Below are 18325 nucleotides of genomic sequence, written 5' to 3'. Positions count from 1 at the left end.
TCTGCCCTTTATTTTATTGTTGTATATTTGTCTCCTTCTTTTTTTATTTTATTCTCTTCTTTCTCAAAAATATCCAGGAATTTCATCAGCTCTTCTGCTTTTATGCCCGTTATCTCTGATAATTCTGCCGCAGACTTATCACCCTGCCTTATTGACAGCAATATAAGGTTCCTCAAAAGAGTAAATGCATTATGGGTGAGATTTGTATTTTCTTGCGTAATGGTTTTCAGTTTCAAATCAATTGTATGCAGCCTTGCCTGAAGATCGTTCAGGAAAGCCATAACATCCCTTGTGACATAAGAAACTTTTTCAGGAGCAATTATCTCCACGCTTGATGGCATGTAATCAAAGCAGAAGAATGTAAGCACTTCTATGCTTCTGAAAAGCATTTCAAGCTCGACAAACTCAGCAAACATCCCTTCTTTATCCTCTGGCTCTGAATATTCTTCTTTTATGACAATGATATCTTTATCATCTTTTAATTTTTCAATATACTGCTTCATAGTTTGGTCTAAGTGTTCCTTTGGCTTCCCAAGCATTTCAACTATCAGCCTCGTATGAAGCCAGCCTTCAGCAATTTTCTTATTGATTTCCTTCTTGTCCATCAAACCTTTCTCCATATGAGCATTATGACAAACAGGCCAAATGCGCTGACAATGAAATATTTGACTAATTTCTTTGCTTTCACTGTTGTCGATTCATAAACATCTGCGTTTAAAACAACGCTGCCTGTTACTTTATTTATGCTGTCAAATTCAAGTTCATTATTAAAGCTTTCGGAATCGAATTCCGCTTGTGTTTTGCCTGCAGTTTCTCCCTGGCTTTTAAGGGATATTGCTTCTTTTCCGGAATATTCCTGATTAAAAATCAGCTCTACTGCCTTTGAAACGGATTTTAATGATTTTCTTGCTGATGAATTCAGTTTAACCATTAATTTGTAATCTCCCGGATCAATATTTTCATCATCAACAATAATGGGCAAGTAAAACTGCAGAGACTCATTTTTACCTAAAGCCAGATGCTTCTTATTCTGCATCGGATCAGTTATGCTTTTCCTTCCTTTGAAAACATAAGCCCATGCATCGAAATCCTTCTCGCCGTCAGCTGTGTTTATTGCCGTAATATTCACAACAAATCCCTTGCCAAATTCGATCGCGGTTGGCGAGGCGATATTAAATCTTACTTTGTCATAAACAAAGCTCGTTGTTGGAGCTTCGCTTTCCTGCTCAAGGTTCAAAGGTGTCTGGCTGCTGGTATCCGAACTTGATGTTTTATAGCTTGTCACAGTCTGGCACAGGCTGCTTGTTGTTCCTTCAACATAGACTGTTTCCTCATCAGCAGCATCTAACCCTTCAACAACTAAATTATAGTTTCCATCTGAGATTGCGCCGTTGCAGTTGGCTTCGATCTGCACAGGTATTGTTATTGTATGATTCTGGTAATTTCCATAAATATTTGTGCTTGTTGTCTTGCTTATCTTCTCTTCGCTGCCATCTTCAAGCCATGCCTGAACACTTGTTTTTGTTGAATTCCCTTTGTAAATGATGACCTTGAATCTCAAGGAATCTCCGAATTTCGCCTTATCATCAGTTCCAAGATAAACCTCATCTATCTGTATGATTGAATTGTCAGTCCTGGCTGCTCCCCTTACAACAACCATCTTTTCAGAGTAATCGTCTGTGCTGTTCGTGTCGTTGCAGGCAACATAAGCAATCCTGTTTTTTATGAAGAAAACTTGGTCAAGCTCGTCTATGCTCGGGCTCCATGATTTCTGGTTTGTGTTGGTTGTATTTGTCCTGCTTCCAATCTGCGCTCCGAATAAATCTTCTTTCCAGTATTCAATCGTATAAAGAAAGGTTTCATTATTCAGATTGTTGTAAAACTTTATTGATTCGTTTGTAAGGTAAATTGTATTTTCAGAACTGAGATTTATTGAGATGTTGCAGGGAACTGAGCTTGTATCAATGACTGTGAAGTTTTTGCATGCAAAATCATTTGATGAATTTGCGTCATTGACAGTTGAATTAACGATCAAACCGCAGAGAGAGTAATTGCCAGCCATATTTGGGGTGAATTCACCTGTATCTGAAGTTGTGTAAGAATTGAGATTTGTGATGTTAAAATAACCTTCTTTTATCAGAGATGACTCGTTAGTTATGTTGTAATAAACTGTTGCATTGATGTGGTCTGTTTGACCAGTTATATGGTCTAAGTTTTCTATTTTAAAGAGGCCAGTATATTCACCACCCAAATAGATGATATCGTTTAGATTAGCAGTCAATTCGAGGCCTTTTATCGTTGCATTTGTTTGATTGGTTTGGTTTGTTTGCGCAGAAATGTTGTTTATTGCGCCGGGCGTTGGGCTTCCTTCCTGCCAGCTGTTGTTATAAAATTGCCAAGATCTTCCAGAAGACTTTATAGTCATATTCCAAGAAAAATTGCTGACAAGGGCGTTATTCTCATCATATAAAAAAACACTCTCATTATCATCCTTCAAGCCATTTCCTATTGTAACCAGTTCGATGCAACTTTCATTTGAAACATTGAAAGCAGAGCAACCTATTGCAGAATCAACAATCAGGCCAAAACCATTTGCCGAAATATTTAGATTTATGATGTCGTTGCTGCTTAAATCTCTAATCGTCCAGTTAATCAAAGAAATATTGGAGTCATTCTCATTATAAATTTCCACCCATTCATCTCCAAATATGTTGTTTGTATGCGGCATGATTTCATTTAATCTGACAGCGCCAACAATAAAAGAAAAAACTAAAAATACAATAATAAATAAGAAAACTCCTACTCCCAAACGCCAGGTATCTTTTCTTTGCAGTCTGCGCATTTTCCCTTCACCAAGTTATTGCTTAAAACACTGAAGAATCCGGTTCTCTCTATTAAAAGCTTTTTGCATTTCGGGCAGTATGTGTTATTGTACTCATTAGCTACATTGCCAACATAAACATAATTAAGACCAACCTTCTTAGCAACATCATGAGCTTTTTTCAGTATTTCAACCGATGTTGATGGCTTGCCTGTTAATTTGTATGTCGGGTAGAATGCTGTAAAATGAAGCGGAACATTAGTGCCAAGATTCTCTTTTATCCAGATGCACATTTCCTCTATTTTCTTAAGATCGTCATTTAAGGTCGGGATTATGAGATTTGTAATTTCGATCCAAGTTCCGGCTTTCTGCATTGACTTTAATGCTTCCAAAACCGGCTTTAATTTTGCATCAGCTATTTTTTTGTAAAATTCTTCTGTAAAGCCCTTAATGTCAACATTCGCTGCATCTATGTATTTGTACAATTCCTTTAACGGTTCAGGATTTATGTATCCGTTTGTAACCATTATATTTTTTAACCCTTTTTTCCTTGCCAGTTTTGCTGTATCGAGAACATACTCATAGAATATTGAAGGCTCATTGTATGTGTAAGATATTGATTTAGAGCCTGAGTTGATTGCCTGCCTTACAGCATCTTCAGGCTCCAGAATTGTTGTTGGCGCTTCTCCTGCATTTGCCTGGCTTGTTGTCCAGTTTTGGCAATGAAGACAATGTAAATTGCATCCAGTTGTGCCTATTGAGAATGACGTGCTGCCTGGCAGAAAGTGATATAAGGGCTTTTTTTCAATCTGATCAACTGAAACTGCGCAAGGCTCTGCATAAACCAATGAAAATAGTTTGCCGTCTATGTTTTTCCTGACTCTGCAGTCTCCGATCTCGCCTGGATTTATAGCGCAGAATCTGGGGCAGAGCTGGCATTGGATGATGTTTTCTTTCAGTTTTTTATAGTAAAGGGCTTGTTTCATATATTGTTAGAATAAAAGAAACTGAATTTATAAAGATTCCTATAAAATAAGCGCTAAATCTGATGACCTAAAAAGGCGTTTTCTTACTCCTAATTTTGCGATAACAACTATTTTATCTTCAATTTTTTCTGTTTGCAATCCGTTCTTCGAACAATAATCTTTAAGATTTTTCAAACAGCTCAGGGCTATTTCATAGGCATCTGTGTATGTCAGATCAACAGCTATTGCCGCCATATACTTTCCTGTTGCTGCAACAAAATTGCCCATTATTTCAAATTTTGCACCTTCGCTGATTAATTGATCTGCTTTTTCGTGCCCCATTGTTCTTTTCACGTGATAATGTTTGCTCATTTTACTCGCTAATTTCGTCCAATATCTTCTTTGCAGCCTCAACCTTGTTCTCAGCGCCTGTTATCGGCCTTCCTATCACAATATAATCTGCGCCTTGCTCAATCGCTTCTTTAGGCGTCATAACTCTTTTCTGATCCTGGCTAGCTGACCATAAAGGCCTTACTCCCGGCGTTACAATCAGAAAATCACTGCCGCATGCCTGCCTTATTGCCTTGATCTCCTGCGGCGAAGCTATCACTCCATCTAATCCGGCTTTTTGCGCTAATTTTGCCAGATGAACAACCTGCTCTTCAACTGTTCCATTGATTCTTAATTCGTTGTTTAATGTGGTTTGATCAATGCTCGTCAATACAGTCACGCCTAAAATAAATGGTTTTTTAATTCCGAGCTCTGCTGATTTTTTCTTGACTGCTTCTGCTGCATCATACATCATCTTATAGCCGCCGGAAGCATGAATATTAAACATATAAACCCCTAACTTTGTGGCTGCTTCTGCTGCTTTTGCAACAGTATTTGGAATATCATGATATTTAAGATCAAGAAAAACCCTGCCGCCAATTTTGTTTATTTTTTTTACAATTTCCGGGCCTGTTGCTGTGAAAAGCTCTTTGCCAACTTTGTAAGCTCCGACATGATCTTTCAGCTCTGAAACTAATGCTTCTGCTTTTTCAATGCCGTCAACATCAAGCGCAAGGATTAGTTTGTCTTTTGGTTGCATTTTTATTTCCTCAGCTTTAATTCTGAAACACCATACTGCTTGAAACCTTCTTCAACATGCGCAATAATCTCATGATCTGGCTTGTAAGCTTTTACAGCCAATGGCAGCATCTGAAATGCATCAGTCATTGCATAATAAGGAACATTGATCTCTTTTAATTTTTCTTCTACACTTAAGCCGTCATCCCTTTTTTCCATCCTGTTTACAAGTCCGACTGCTGCAACAACATTTACTTTTGCCTCTCTTAATGCAGCTATTGCATCTATCAAAGATCCACCTGTTGTTGTAACATCTTCCAAAACAACAACATTCTGGCCTTCTTTAATCGGGCCAATGTAATATTTGTCTTTTGGATCGCCATGCTCCTTCGGCTTTCCTCTGCCAATAATCAAGGGATAATTTTTGTTTTTCAATATGTGAGCTCTTTTGTAATTTAGGATCAATGCGAACTTTGTAGCGCCTTCCGGAACTCCGTAAAAATAATCCGGATTCAGATTTTTTTCATTTGAAAATGCCTGTATGAAATCAGCAAGCTTATCCATCACACCAACGTAATCAAGCAGATTTCTGCAGTTTGCATACCAGTATGACAGCCTGCCGGACTTCAGTGTTATTGGCTGCTCAAAAAATCCTACAACCTTCTGCTGTATCAAAAACTTATTGAACTTCTTCTGGTTGAATACCTTCATTTTCTATCGCCCCTTCATCTGTTTCTTCAGATTCTATTTCCCCGCCCTCTTTCTTAAAAGGGTTCTTCACAATATAGCTTATTTCATTTGCTTTAATGTCATTTATCTTTCCATTCTCAAAAACAACATCGCCATTAACAATTGTCATCACAGGCCAGCCTTTTAGCTTCCAGCCATTGAAAGGGGACCACTTACATTTTGTAAATAAGTCCTCATTACTGACTTCTTTTTCAAGCATCGGATCAACAACAACCAGATCCGCGTCATACCCTTCTTTAATAAAGCCTTTGTTTCTTATTTGGAAAATCTTTGCAGGATTCTCGCAGCACAACTGGACTAATTTTTCCATTTTTAATTTTTTGTTCAAAACTGCATTAAAAAGCAGAGGCAGCATTGTTTCAACTCCTGGAACTCCATGAGGAAAGTTTTCTTTTTGCTTTTCCTCAATTGTATGAGTAGCATGATCTGATCCAATTGTATCTACCTTGTTTTTCTCAATAGCAAGCCATAATGCTTCCTGATCTTTTTTCGATTTTAAAGTAGGCTTCATTTTGAAAAAAGAATTCTTGTCATCTTCCTCGCTCAAGAATAAATGATGCGGAGTAACTTCAACAAAAACCTTGTTTTTTATTTTATTCTTTTTAAGGATATTAAGCTCATTTTCAGTTGAAATATGGCAGAGATATAGTTTATTTTTGGTTTCTTTGATCAGATTTATTGCTTTCAAAACGTTCTCAGCTTCAGCATGGCATGTGATCATTTTGTAATTAGTGAAGATAAAATTCAATGCTTCATCGTTATTTATCAGAAGATTGCCTGTTGTAGCATCCATATATACTTTTACAGAAGCAGCATCGCTGTCTTTTAATTTTCTTATTTCATTCATATCCTCAACAGTTGATCCAAAATGAAAGCCGTAATTCACAATTGACTTCTTTGCCAGTTCTCTTTTTTCAGTAAGCAGATCGATCGTGGTTGTCGGCGGGATCGTATTGGGCATATCAATTATTGTTGTAACTCCGCCTGCAGCAGCTGCGCAGCTTCCTGTAAAGAAATCTTCCTTGTGCGTCAATCCTGGCTCTCTGAAATGGACATGGCTGTCAATCAGGCCAGGCAATATTATCTTTCCTGCTGCATCTATGAATCTTGACGTTGTTATTGCCTTTTCATCTGTTATGCCTTTTATTTTTCCATCAGCGACAAGAATATTCTTTTTCTGCAGTTTTCCATCAGTAAAAACATCTGCGTTTGCAATGAACAGGCTCATAATTTCACCTTTTTTCCGGATGCATCCCTTCTGTAATCACCAAATTCTTTTAATTTTAAAGCTTCCTCTCCTTGTATGATCGGCCCATCTGTGCAGACTCTAAAGCCAGAATCATCCATGCAGCACTGTCCGCAAATCCCGAATCCGCATTTCATATAGCGCTCTAAGCTAAGTTCGCAATAAATTTTTTTATTTTTGCACATCTCTGCAACTTTTTTCATCATCTTTTCCGGGCCGCAGCTGTAAACTGCATCAATGTGGTTTTTTTCGAGGAAATCTTTTAATAAGTCTGTTGCAAATCCCTTGACGCCAAAACTGCCGTCATCTGTTGTAACAAATGTTTTTATATTGCTCTTCTTCATTCTTTCTAGAAATAATAAGGCATCTTTTGTTCTTGCGCCTATGATAAAATTCACATTGATCTTCTTTTTTACTGCTTCATCTGCTAAAAAAGCCAATGGACCGCAGCCGCAGCCTCCGCCAACCAAAACAATATTTTTGCCTTTCAGATTAAATGACTTCCCGTATGGCCCGCGGATTCCTACAAGATCGCCTTCTTTTAAGCTGCACATCTTTTCTGTGAACGGGCCGATGCAGGCAACAGTTACTGCAAATTTTTTATCATCCTGATAAGATATGGAAAATGGCTTTTCATCGAATCTTGGGATCCACAAGTTAATGAACTGCCCCGGCTCGGAATCCAGCCTGTAATCAAAGATAAAGGTTTTTATTTTACTGGCTTCATTTACAATTTTTTTAATTTGCAAAACAATTGGCTGTTCAGTTTTCATGCGCTTTCCCTATTATCTCCTTTAAATTTTTGTAGCCTTCTTTTTTCATAAATTCTTCAATCTCACTGCATACTTTTTTGAAAACATCAATGCCGCGGTAATAAACACCGCTTCCGATCCCGACAGCAGTTGCGCCAGCCATGAGCATTTCAACAGCATCTCTTCCGTTTGTAATGCCTCCGGTTCCAATTATCGGGATTTTAACTGTTTCATAAATGTCATAAACGCATCTTACAGCTATTGGCCTTAATGCAGCTCCTGAAATCCCGCCCATTTTGTTATGAAGAATTGGCTTTGCTGTTTTGATGTCAATCACCATGCCTGGGCCGGCTGTGTTCACTGCAGTTATTCCATCTGCTCCTGCAGCCTCAACAGCCTTTGCAATTTCTTTTATATTTGAAACATTCGGGGATAATTTAACAAAAACAGGAATCTTTGTGCTGTTTTTCACAATCTCGGTTACGCTTGCGGCAACTTTTGCATCAGCTGCAAACAGCTTTCCAAACTCCGCCTCTACATTTGGGCAGGAAATGTTAACCTCAATTAAATCCGGCTTTGCTTCTGAAATTCTTTTTGCAGCTTCTCCAAATTCCGCTGTTTTGGATGCAAATATTGAGGCAATAATTGGTGTTTTGGATCTTTTCTTAAATTCCTTGACTTCCTCAATTCCGTTTTCAATTCCAGGGCTTGACAGGCCGACTGCATTTATCATCCCGCCTTCAAATGTAACGATCACCGGATTGCTGTGGCCTTTTCTCTCTTCCAAAGAAATCGACTTTGTTGTGACAGCTCCTGCTCCGTTGTTTGCTGCATTGATTAATGAAGAAGCTGTTACGCCAAGGATCCCTGAAGCGAGGATTGTAGGATTGTCTAACTTGATTCCGCAAAGTTTTGTTGATAAAATTTTCATACCCCGCATACAAAAACAAAAATACAACTATAAAAAGCTTATGGAAGTTTGTTTATTTCAGCACAATGTCATTGCTCCCCATTGCCCGCTCGCAGTAATGGCACCTTATCTTTAAAGGGCTTTGATTTATGACATGAAATTTTGTTTTTATCTCCTCGTGGTTTGTTACGCAGTTTGGATTGAAACATTTCACAAACCCTTCAACTGTTTTAGGCATGGCTAATTTGTTTTTTTCAACAACCTTGAAATCTTTTATGATACTGAGAGTCGCTATCGGAGCCAGCAGTGCGATCTTATTGACTTCGTCCTCGCCAAGAAATTTCCCGCCTATCTTTATTATTCCTTTTTTTCCTGTTTTTTTGCTGTCAAGATTTGCTGCAACAGAGATTATTTCTTTGACGCTGTCAAGCTTAAGGATCTCGACAACCTTAAAAGTCATGTCTGAGGGAATATGGTCTATGACGGTTCCTTCCCTTATTGCGCTGACTTTCAACTGCTTCATTTTACTTTCCCCAAGACTAAGCTTAATAATGCCTGCCTTATCGGAATTCCATTCGCAGCCTGCTCAAAATAATACGCATATTTTGTGCCGTCAACATCTGTGCTTATCTCATTAATTCTTGGCAATGGGTGCAAAATTTTAAGATTTGGCTTGGCGTTTTTTAACGTGTCTTTTGTTATGATGTAAACATTCTTTACTTTTTCATATTCTGCCAGATCTGGAAACCTTTCCTTCTGTATTCTTGTTGAGTATAAAATATCTGCATTTTTTATAACTTCTTCAATCTGCGTATGCTCTGAATATTCTATGTTCTTTTTATCCAATTCCTCAAGGATGTAAGAAGGCATTTTAAGCTGCTCAGGTGAAACAAAAAACATCCTGCAGCCGAACATTGACAATGCTATTGCCAGGGAGTGTGTTGTCCTGCCATATTTTAAATCCCCGACCATTGCTATGTTCAGATTAGAAATATGCCCTTGAATCTTCTTTATTGTATAAAGATCAAGCAAAGTCTGCGTTGGATGCTGATTAGCTCCATCTCCGGCATTGATCACTGGAACATCTGAAACATCTGCTGCAACTCTTGCGCTTCCTTCCAAAGGATGCCTCATCACAATAATATCTGCATATCGCTCTACAATCCTGATTGTGTCTGCCAATGTTTCGCCTTTTTTGACAGAGCTGACAGAAGGATCAGCAAAACCCACTACTTTGCCGCCCAGCTTAGACATTGCAGATTCAAAGCTGAGCCTTGTCCTTGTTGATGGCTCGAAAAACAATGTCGCAAGAACCTTTCCATTTAATAAATTTGGCTTCGGCCTTAATTCAAGGCTTCTGGCAACTTCAAGAACGTGGATGATCTCTGCCTTAGAAAGTTCATTGATTGATATTATATCTTTTCCTTTGAAGCTCATTAAAAAAGTAAAGGAATTACGCCAGTTTAAAAGTATTGTTGTGATGAAAAGGTTATTTTGTTTTAGTACTACTGAAAAATAGAAAACGATATAAAACCGAGTTTGTAATTTTTAGCCATGGGTGATGGTGTCAGAGAAAATTGCGGAATATTTGGCTGTTTTGGTGTTCATGAAGCATCAAACAAAGCATTTTGGGCTGGATGGGCTTTGCAGCACAGAGGCGAGGAGAGCGCTGGGATTGTCAGTTCTGATGGCAACGAATTGTACTCAAGAATAAGAATGGGCCTGATTGCAACACCAGGAAATTTTGATCGTGATATTCTGATTGAAACATTGCCCGGCAATAGTGCAATAAGCCATACGCGCTACTCAACTATGGGAAATTCTACTTTGAAAAATGCGCAGCCGATTATTGTTGATGGCAAACATAAGATGGCCATTGCCCATAATGGGACTCTTGTTGATACTGACAAAACCAGAATTAATCTTATAACAGAAGGCGTGGTTTTCAGTTCTGAAACAGACAGCGAACTCATCGCTCAAAAATTTGCAAGATCAAGTAAAGATTCGCTTGACGAAAGAGTTTACGATTGTTTAGATGGTATAAGGGGTGCGTTTTCATTGGCTATCCTGACAAAAGATGCTTTAATTGGTGTAAGGGACGGCTTTAGGCCATTGGTTATTGGCAAATTGGGGGAAGGAATCTGTATAGCTTCTGAAACCTGCGCTCTGGATGCGATAAAGGCAGACTATGTCAGAGATGTGAGGCCGGGTGAATTTATTGTTGTGAACAACGAATCATTAAAAACGCAGGATAAATTCTATTCTTTTGATCTCGGCTTTCAGAATCCTTTTTGCATTTTTGAAGAAGTTTATTTTGCAAGACCGGACAGCATAATAAATGGTGTTTTTGTCAATGAACTAAGATTTGAGTTTGGACGGTCACTCGCCAGATCTTGTCCTGCGAAAGCAGATATTGTGGCCGCTATCCTGGATTCTGGATATCATGCGGCGCTTGGATTTAGTGAAGAATCTAAAATCCCCTATAAAGATGTTTATGTGCGAAACCATTATACTGGACGCGGTTTTATAAACCCCCGCCAAAGCGAAAGAGAGTCTGTAAATTCAATAAAATTAAATATAATGCGAAATGCTGTAAAAGATAAGCGCATCATCTTGGTTGACGATTCCATTGTTAGAGGCAATACGACACAAGGCAGGATCAACGATTTAAAAGCTGCAGGGGCAAAAGAAGTCCATCTTAGAATAAGCTGTCCACCACACGAATATCCCTGTTTTTATGGAATTGACTTTCCAACTCAAAATGAACTGGCATTTAATAAATTCGGCAAGTCCATTGAAAACATAAGGGAGTTTTTAGGTGCAGACAGCCTCTGCTATTTACCATTAGATGATATGCTGAATGTTGCTCAAAAAACAGGCTATAAGCACTGTGCTGCCTGCTGGAATGGCAATTATCCTGTAAAGTAATTGTCACCATTCTAAAATACTAATAAAAGTTAATAAAGCCACCAGATTACTTTTTCGATAAGAGGTGGTATAATGGCGTTTTTCAAGTTTGGGAAGAAAAAAGAGCAGTTTCCTTCGTTCTCAGATCTTGACATTCCTCCGCCTCCGTTGCCTTCTGAAGCTGAAATTCCTCCTATGCAGATTGCAGAGGAAGCTCATCCGCCTTCGGAATTGCCGGAAATAAAGCCAAGCGAATTTGAAAATTTGCCTGTTTTCGAAGAGTTTCCTGAGCTTCCTCCGATTGAATCTGTACCTGAAGAGAAAGAGCCAGAGTTGACTCGGTTTCAAAAAGAAGATATGAGAGCAGAGCTTGAAGCCAAAGATATAACCGAGCCGATATTTGTAAAATCCTCTCAGTTTAAAAATGTTCTTTTTGAAATAAACTCGATAAGGGAAAAATTAAAGGAATCTGAGACGATATTATCTGATCTGGAAGACATAAAAGATGACAGGGAATCTCAGTTCAAAAAATGGAATTCCCAGCTTGAGGATATTCAAAAAAAGCTTATGCTAATGGATAAAACACTGTTCAAAGGAGGATAAAATGCCTGGAATGCCTGTTTATGTAAAAATCGATGAATATAAGGAAGTTCTGGATCTGCTCAAAATAATAAGAGCAAGGCTGGAAGAAGCAAAGGAAACGTTAAACAGAATAAATGAGCTGAAAAACAGCGAGGATTCTGAGCTTGAAGGATGGGGCGGCGACATTGATGAAGTTGAAAGAAAGATTGATTTCATAGACAGGACATTGTTCGAGCCTGAAAGGCTGTAAGATGAAAAGCGAAGAAGATCTTTTCTATATCGGAATAAAAGAGCCAACCAGCATGAGAAGGGAGATCCTTGAAACTTCAAAGCTGATTGTCCAGTTATTGCAGAGATATGAAAACTTCAGGCTGCTGAAAGCTGAAAAAACAGGGGAGATTGTAAAATTAAGGAGCGCAGTAAATGATATCAACAGTTTGTTCTTTAAATTAAGGGCAGAGCTGCCGAAAACAAAATTAAGAAGCAAGGTTCCTGAAGAAGAAGCAGAAGAAAAGCCGAAGAAAGAGAAAAGATCCAAGAAAGATATTAAAGTGCCTGCTGAAAAAACAAAGAAAAGCAGTGTGGATGAGCTGGAAGATCAATTAAAAGAAATCGAAGCAAGGCTTGGAAATTTAAGTTAACTTTTTATATAAAGCGATTATTCTAAACTGTATGCGGAGTTGCCGGAGTGGCCAAACGGGATAGTTAGCCTAGAGCCATTGGCAAGGCTAATCCAAACTCAAGGCATTTGAGTGTTGAGTGCTCAATTGGAGTGCGATGAAAGAATCAATGTAAGTCATCTATTGGCTTAGTGCCTACGCAGGTCCGAATCCTGCACTCCGCATTAATAATTCTGTTATGGGCCCTTTTTATTTTAATATGAATAATAAAAATTCCAACCAATCATGGTGCCTACGGACAAAAACTTTGTTTTTGCCCTACTCGGCACCCCGTAAGGGACAACCCCTGCCTCGTCGGCACCATGGTTGGAATTTTCTTGTAAGAAAAAACACCACCACTGACGCAGACAGGGGGAGGGTTGGCTCCTACGGAGTACCCTGTAGGGCAAAATTTCGCAAAGAAATTTTGGCCGTCTGCTGTCAGTTGTGGTGGTGTTTTTCGTAAATATGCATTTCTCACTTGACTTCTGCGAAAGCTTTAAATAAAACATCTTTTAAGATATCGCTATGAAGCCGCTTTTTGAATGGGGAGACATTACATTTGGCATAATAAGCGGAGTTCTTTTAATAGCTGCAACTGGCAAATTCATCAATATCCCCAATGCTGATTCATTCCTGCCGATCTCGCTGGTTTTGTTCATAATATCTGCAATCCTGAATCTTGTTTTTAATTTCAAAGACATGCATAAGGAAAAAAAGGCATTTTTAGCTTCACTGCACGGAATTATTGATATATTGCTTTCCATTGCATTATTGGCAGTTGCCTTTGGCCTTGAGATGCCTTTTTCCGCAGTATTTCAGGATCCAAATATCAGATTCGGGATAGGTATATTCTTCATTGCTGCCAATGTATTGTGGCTGTTTGTAGAATAAATGTTATTTGTAATTTTTTGGGGCTTAAATAAAAAGGAGAAGTTGTAGAAATAGATTATTATCATTTAACAATACTTAATTCTTGCTAATATTTATAAATAAAGTCATATTCTTAATGTGCATGATTAAGGGATTAGTTGCTTTAGTAAAAGAAAGAGAAGAAGTTCCAAAGTACAAACCCTTATTTGGTAAATATCATGTTTCTGTAGTTAATGATTATCCTGACTCAAGGGCATTATATGTAGGAGATCAAAACAGTCCTCTTGCTATTTTGAATGTAAGTAAAGATAAAAATCCTAGGCTTCATGCAAGTTTTGCCAGTAATAGTCCTACTGCCGATTTAGACGCATTCAAACAATTATATGAGGATGCAAAAGAACATTTCTCAAGAGCAGGCGTAAGAATAAACACACCTAGAACTCATAAAGTTTTCCCTGGATTAAAAGACTATACTGATGAGGAACTTCCAGATTTTGGTCAGAATTTTGGACAATTAAGAAAATTAGAGATAACAAAACTTCCTGCTGTTTTTCTTACGACATCAACCCTGATGGGTTATCAAAAAGAGCCAAAACTAACAACAGGAGAAATTGCAAAACAAGTATATGAATCGGTTGATGCTTATCTTCTAAGTAGATTTCCTGACCAAGAAGAAGAAATAGTCCCTTATGGATCATTTGGATCAATCAGTAAAGGGTCTAAAATATGGACTCTCAAATCAGGTCTGTATGTGACATTTGAGGCCCCCATGTTTGATGATTCTCCTTGGGCTATTGATATGCAGGTTAATTCAGACGAAACTCATTCTCTTGAAGAGGTTTTAGATTTAGGAAAAGATATCAGAGAACATATCCTCTCTAAGTTTGAAGTCGAATTTTTTGATTATGAAGCCAATCATTCTTTTGCTATTGATTTAGGTGATTTAAATAAAAGAAGGCTACAGAGTGCAGTTGAGTCACCTCCAAGAATTTCTGATCAATAATTATTTCTATTTTTCTCAGTATCAACCACAAAATCATATCTTAATACTAACTCCCACATAATCTCCTTATACCTTTCCCCCAATTAGAAATAAGATTATAAATGGCGCCTCCGTCAAACTCTCACAACAGCGAACATATGTTATGCTCAACACCTTACCAGCTCTTCAAACAACAGGCCCTTTCTCTTGGTCATTTCCAGGCTGACAACCAAGTTCGTTTCTGTTTTTTCAACATCATCTGCAGGTATAAAGAACCACTGCTCTTTCTTGAATTTTATTGCCAGCCATGGCTCTGCGCCGAACAGGGTTGAAAATTCTTTGAGGTCTTTGATCTCTTCTTCTGTAAAATATTTTTTAGTGTCATTTATCACCTTGCTCTCAATTGCCAGCTTTCTTACATTATTGCCAGCGAGAATGTCTGCGCTGGGGTATTTCATTGAGCCAGATCCGGCAACGCGGGCAGCAGCCCATCCATTTACAGCCCAGAACTTATGGATCAGCTCTCTTTCAGCATTTATCCCCTTGCTTTTCCTGCTCATAAGCTCATGTAATTAAGAAAGATTTAAATATATTTAGTATTTTAAGCTCATTATGCCTGAAAAAAGAATACTTCCTTTAGCTGCAATGGAGAAGATCCTGAAAAATGCAGGCGCAGAGCGTGTTTCTGATAAAGCAAAAGTTGCCATGAAAACTGTTTTGGAAGAGATCGCTGATGACATTGCGCAGCAGGCTATCAAGTTTTCAATGCATGCCGGAAGAAGAACAGTAAAAGCGGATGATATAAAGCTGGCTGCAAAATCTTAGTTAAGAAAACTTAATTTACGCAACTTCATTCCAACCCAAGCTCTTTCGCATTTTTTTCTGCTTCGCCTTCTCCAAGATCAATTCCCAGTTCTCTCAATCTCTTGCGGATAAAATAACGCGGATACGCATATCCTGATTTTTCTCTAACGACCGCAACTCCGCCGGCTTTTGAGATTATTGTTTTATCAGACCATCTCTTTATCAGTTTTATTAGCTCGGCTTTTGGTAGAACTTTCCTTATTTCAGGAATTTTTTCGCCTAAGATATTCAGGAACATATTTGGCGAGGGAATGTCAAAACAGAAATAATATGGGTTTAAATGGTATTCAAACTCTGGCCCGATTGCAGCAATATAATCACGATCAGATGTGCCATCGTATGCCATTATGATGTTTTTATCGTTGATTGCACAAGATAACACTTTTCCTACATCTTCTTTATCAAAGATAGACTCTGATTGGCAAACAATTTCACCACCCGAAATATAAAACCTTATGAATTTTCCGACTTTGCAAAGACCATATTTTGATTTATCATCAATAAAATAAGATTTTTCTAAATGTACTCCTTTGGCAACGTAATATTTTGGGTCTCTCCAATCAAAATATGATGGATTAAGTGAATTGAGGGAATGCTTTGATTTAGTTTTTGCTGCAATTCCATTCCAGAATTCATCATCAGAATATCCTGACCTTCTGAAGCAATTTACAATGTGGCCAAGAATAGTAAATTTATTTTTTTGTTTAACTATAAAGGTCAATTCAAAACGTAAGCCGCTCATTTTATTCTCTCCAAGTAATTTATATGTGTTGATCAGATCGTCTTTTTGTAATGCCCCATATTATTTGTTCGTCTTACATTAAATTTCTACTTTCATAAAATCATACGCGCATAAAACATTATCAAAAGCTTCTTTCGCATCTTCAAACAGCTCTTCTGTTGTTTTGTATCTCTGGCTGAAATGCGTTATTATCAGTTTCTTGACATTTGACTTGCCCGCCAATAATGCTGCCTGCTTTGCTGTAAGATGCTTGTATTCCAGCGCTTTTTCTTCCAATTTAGATGTATATGCAGCTTCGCAGATCAGCAAATCAGCATCTTTTGCCAGGTCATAGCATGATTTGCACATGACAGTGTCATTTATGATTGTTATTTTCTTTCCTTTTTCAATGTACGTTGCTTCTTTTGATGTTATTTTTTTGTTTTTGAAAACAATGCTTTCTCCCTGCTGCAGCTTTCCAACCAAAGGGCCCTGCGGAATGCCGAGCTTCTTTATTGCATCAATGTCAACTTTTCTCCTGTCTTTTTCAATGAAATTAAACCCAAATGATTTTATTTTGTGCTCTAATTCAAGAGCTTCAAGATAAAAATCCTCATTTTCAAATAATTTTCTTTTCTTTATTTCGGTTATTTTTAATTCTATGTTGCAGTCGAAGACAAAGGCCTGAAACATTGCCTTGAAGCGTTTTTTTGTTCCTGCTGGCCCGTAAATCTCCAGTATTCCGGAATACCTGCTTGCGCTCAATGTCTGCAATAAGCCAGGAAGGCCAAGAACATGATCTCCATGCCAGTGGCTTATCAGTATCTTTGTGATTCTTGTCGGCCTGATGTCTGCTATTCTCAGCTGCCTCTGCGTTCCTTCTCCGCAGTCAACCAAGATGCCTTCATTCTTGTAAGTAAGCAGAAGCGCGCTGTGATTCCTTTCCTTGGTCGGCACCATGCATGATGTTCCTAAAAATACGATTTCCATACAGCTTAAAATCTCATTTTCATATTTAATGGTTTCTATATTTAAGATAAAAAAGAAATGTTTTTAAAGGAACTGACAATAAACAAAGATATGGCTGAGGAAATTAAAGAAGAGCAGAATAAGGAACGGCAAATTGAGAAAAAGCCAAAAGAAACAGTCACAGCTATTTTTTCAAGAGAGAGGATCATAACAGAAGACAGCGATGCTGCCCGCGAACTGTACAATCAAAGCAGATATGGCGTTGTTCTCACGAACAATAAAGTGCAGCTTTCTTTGCTTGAAGGGCTTTATCTGATGGAAAAAGGAAGGGTGAAGATTACTGATGACAGGAACAGGGAAATCAGTTTTGATAATTATCTTAAAAAAGCAAAAAAAGTTGAGCCGAATTTCTGGATAAGATACTGCGTTTTCAAGGATATAAGGGACAGAGGCTACATAATAAAGACTGCACTGAAATTCGGTGCTGATTTTCGCATTTATGACCGCGGTGTAAAGCCAGGGGAGGATCATGCAAAATGGATTGTTTATCCTGTGCATGAAGGCGAAAGTTTGACATGGTATGATTTCGCTGCCAAGAACAGGGTTGCGCATTCCACAAAGAAAAGATTGTTGATCGGTGTCGTGGATGATGAGGCAGATGTGAGCTATTGGGAAATAAGATGGGTAAGGCCATAATCATAAAAATCAAATTATCTGCGATTTTATCAAACTTTTTTTCTATTTGAGTTTATTTGGGATTAATTTAGCTAAAATCTGGTTTAAAAGTTCAAATTGTTCTTTCCTATATAAAACATATTTATATGACTTATTGCCCGTTAATTTAAAACTAACAACATAACCAAAATAAAGAAATAGCCGCTTTTTGATGGTTGCCTCGATAATAGACTCATAAGGAATTTCAAAATTCTTTTCATTTGAATCCAATATCTGCTGGGGGCCCATTGCTCTAATCATCTCTTCGCCTTTTTCTTTTAGCTTTCCAACAGCAGCAAGCGAATAAGCAGCAGATATGGAGTGGCCTCCAACACTCAAACCAACAGCGGGCAATGGTACTGCTGCAACTAAGATTCTTCTATCTGTAAAAAATAGTGCATTTTCAGGGTGTGTAACTGCCCCAATGCTTCCAACAGGCAACCTTACCCCGATACTAATTTGTTTAGCAGAAAAAGGAGTTGAAGCCAAAGCAATACCGTATACTGCTGCAATTATTCTTTCAGCCATTCGTTCATAAATGC

General features: G+C 38.1%; 23 protein-coding genes. 8 read left to right on the top strand and 15 right to left on the bottom strand.

The window, feature by feature from the left end; genetic code table 11:
- Window positions 1–8 precede the first annotated feature (8 nt).
- Genes Q7J54_01850 through pyrB form a run of 11 tightly spaced genes read right to left on the bottom strand, consistent with a single transcriptional unit; the run spans window position 9 to window position 9949 of the window.
- Window positions 9–605, bottom strand: coding sequence for a hypothetical protein (locus tag Q7J54_01850; protein MDO8740299.1), 597 nt, complete (start codon window positions 603–605; stop codon window positions 9–11).
- The gene (locus Q7J54_01845; GenBank protein ID MDO8740298.1) at window positions 605–2842 is read right to left on the bottom strand and encodes a hypothetical protein; all 2238 of its coding nucleotides are present in this window, start codon (window positions 2840–2842) and stop codon (window positions 605–607) included. The genes Q7J54_01850 and Q7J54_01845 overlap by 1 nt, the downstream gene beginning before the upstream one ends.
- Complete coding sequence (gene amrS, locus Q7J54_01840; GenBank protein MDO8740297.1) at window positions 2800–3807, bottom strand: AmmeMemoRadiSam system radical SAM enzyme; 1008 nt, start codon at window positions 3805–3807, stop codon at window positions 2800–2802. Before amrS ends, Q7J54_01845 begins: the two co-directional genes overlap by 43 nt.
- A gap of 39 nt (window positions 3808–3846) precedes the next feature.
- A complete protein-coding gene (locus Q7J54_01835; GenBank protein MDO8740296.1) occupies window positions 3847–4158 on the bottom strand; it encodes a hypothetical protein in 312 nt (103 codons plus the stop codon).
- Between the two features lies 1 nt (window position 4159).
- Window positions 4160–4876: an orotidine-5'-phosphate decarboxylase gene (gene pyrF / locus Q7J54_01830; protein MDO8740295.1), complete on the bottom strand. Its 717-nt coding sequence runs from the start codon at window positions 4874–4876 to the stop codon at window positions 4160–4162.
- Window positions 4877–4878: 2 nt separating this feature from the next.
- Window positions 4879–5565, bottom strand: coding sequence for a phosphoribosyltransferase family protein (locus Q7J54_01825; GenBank protein MDO8740294.1), 687 nt, complete (start codon window positions 5563–5565; stop codon window positions 4879–4881).
- Window positions 5534–6832 (bottom strand): dihydroorotase family protein, encoded by a 1299-nt coding sequence (locus Q7J54_01820; GenBank protein MDO8740293.1) that lies wholly within the window; start codon window positions 6830–6832, stop codon window positions 5534–5536. The genes Q7J54_01825 and Q7J54_01820 overlap by 32 nt, the downstream gene beginning before the upstream one ends.
- A complete protein-coding gene (locus tag Q7J54_01815; GenBank protein MDO8740292.1) occupies window positions 6829–7623 on the bottom strand; it encodes a dihydroorotate dehydrogenase electron transfer subunit in 795 nt (264 codons plus the stop codon). Before Q7J54_01815 ends, Q7J54_01820 begins: the two co-directional genes overlap by 4 nt.
- Window positions 7613–8527: a dihydroorotate dehydrogenase gene (locus Q7J54_01810; GenBank protein MDO8740291.1), complete on the bottom strand. Its 915-nt coding sequence runs from the start codon at window positions 8525–8527 to the stop codon at window positions 7613–7615. Before Q7J54_01810 ends, Q7J54_01815 begins: the two co-directional genes overlap by 11 nt.
- A gap of 58 nt (window positions 8528–8585) precedes the next feature.
- Window positions 8586–9035, bottom strand: coding sequence for an aspartate carbamoyltransferase regulatory subunit (pyrI, locus tag Q7J54_01805; GenBank protein ID MDO8740290.1), 450 nt, complete (start codon window positions 9033–9035; stop codon window positions 8586–8588).
- Complete coding sequence (gene pyrB / locus Q7J54_01800; protein ID MDO8740289.1) at window positions 9032–9949, bottom strand: aspartate carbamoyltransferase; 918 nt, start codon at window positions 9947–9949, stop codon at window positions 9032–9034. Before pyrB ends, pyrI begins: the two co-directional genes overlap by 4 nt.
- A gap of 117 nt (window positions 9950–10066) precedes the next feature.
- Between pyrB and purF the strand changes: the two genes are divergently transcribed.
- The 6 genes from purF to Q7J54_01770 all read left to right on the top strand — a co-directional run bounded on the left by purF (window position 10067) and on the right by Q7J54_01770 (window position 14536).
- Entirely contained in the window at window positions 10067–11440 is a 1374-nt protein-coding gene (gene purF / locus Q7J54_01795) for an amidophosphoribosyltransferase (GenBank protein MDO8740288.1), read from the top strand.
- 72 nt (window positions 11441–11512) lie between these two features.
- Window positions 11513–12022: a hypothetical protein gene (locus Q7J54_01790; protein ID MDO8740287.1), complete on the top strand. Its 510-nt coding sequence runs from the start codon at window positions 11513–11515 to the stop codon at window positions 12020–12022.
- 1 nt (window position 12023) lies between these two features.
- Window positions 12024–12251 carry a hypothetical protein gene (locus tag Q7J54_01785; protein ID MDO8740286.1) on the top strand — a complete coding sequence of 76 codons (228 nt, stop codon included), beginning with the start codon at window positions 12024–12026 and terminating at the stop codon, window positions 12249–12251.
- A 1-nt stretch (window position 12252) separates the two neighbouring features.
- Entirely contained in the window at window positions 12253–12642 is a 390-nt protein-coding gene (locus tag Q7J54_01780) for a hypothetical protein (GenBank protein MDO8740285.1), read from the top strand.
- A gap of 546 nt (window positions 12643–13188) precedes the next feature.
- A complete protein-coding gene (locus Q7J54_01775; protein MDO8740284.1) occupies window positions 13189–13554 on the top strand; it encodes a hypothetical protein in 366 nt (121 codons plus the stop codon).
- 121 nt (window positions 13555–13675) lie between these two features.
- Window positions 13676–14536, top strand: a complete 861-nt coding sequence (locus Q7J54_01770) for a hypothetical protein (protein ID MDO8740283.1) — start codon at window positions 13676–13678, stop codon at window positions 14534–14536.
- Window positions 14537–14682: 146 nt separating this feature from the next.
- Here Q7J54_01770 and hjc read toward each other — a convergent pair whose 3' ends face one another.
- Window positions 14683–15075, bottom strand: a complete 393-nt coding sequence (hjc, locus tag Q7J54_01765; GenBank protein ID MDO8740282.1) for a Holliday junction resolvase Hjc — start codon at window positions 15073–15075, stop codon at window positions 14683–14685.
- Window positions 15076–15127: 52 nt separating this feature from the next.
- Here hjc and Q7J54_01760 point away from each other — a divergent pair, with 52 nt between their 5' ends.
- Window positions 15128–15340 (top strand): NFYB/HAP3 family transcription factor subunit, encoded by a 213-nt coding sequence (locus Q7J54_01760; protein ID MDO8740281.1) that lies wholly within the window; start codon window positions 15128–15130, stop codon window positions 15338–15340.
- A 25-nt stretch (window positions 15341–15365) separates the two neighbouring features.
- Here the strand turns inward: Q7J54_01760 and Q7J54_01755 are convergent, their stop codons facing one another.
- Both Q7J54_01755 and rnz read right to left on the bottom strand, forming a co-directional pair.
- Window positions 15366–16121: a hypothetical protein gene (locus tag Q7J54_01755; GenBank protein ID MDO8740280.1), complete on the bottom strand. Its 756-nt coding sequence runs from the start codon at window positions 16119–16121 to the stop codon at window positions 15366–15368.
- A 78-nt stretch (window positions 16122–16199) separates the two neighbouring features.
- Window positions 16200–17090, bottom strand: coding sequence for a ribonuclease Z (gene rnz, locus Q7J54_01750; GenBank protein ID MDO8740279.1), 891 nt, complete (start codon window positions 17088–17090; stop codon window positions 16200–16202).
- Between the two features lie 90 nt (window positions 17091–17180).
- Here rnz and endA point away from each other — a divergent pair, with 90 nt between their 5' ends.
- A complete protein-coding gene (gene endA, locus Q7J54_01745) occupies window positions 17181–17765 on the top strand; it encodes a tRNA-intron lyase (GenBank protein MDO8740278.1) in 585 nt (194 codons plus the stop codon).
- A gap of 42 nt (window positions 17766–17807) precedes the next feature.
- Here endA and Q7J54_01740 read toward each other — a convergent pair whose 3' ends face one another.
- Window positions 17808–18311, bottom strand: coding sequence for a hypothetical protein (locus Q7J54_01740; protein ID MDO8740277.1), 504 nt, complete (start codon window positions 18309–18311; stop codon window positions 17808–17810).
- Window positions 18312–18325 lie beyond the last annotated feature (14 nt).

Source organism: Candidatus Woesearchaeota archaeon (genome assembly GCA_030651135.1).
GTDB lineage: Archaea > Nanobdellota > Nanobdellia > Woesearchaeales > JACPBO01 > JACPBO01.
The sequence above is the reverse complement of the archived record's forward strand: the minus strand, read 5'-3'. Positions and strand labels throughout refer to the sequence as shown.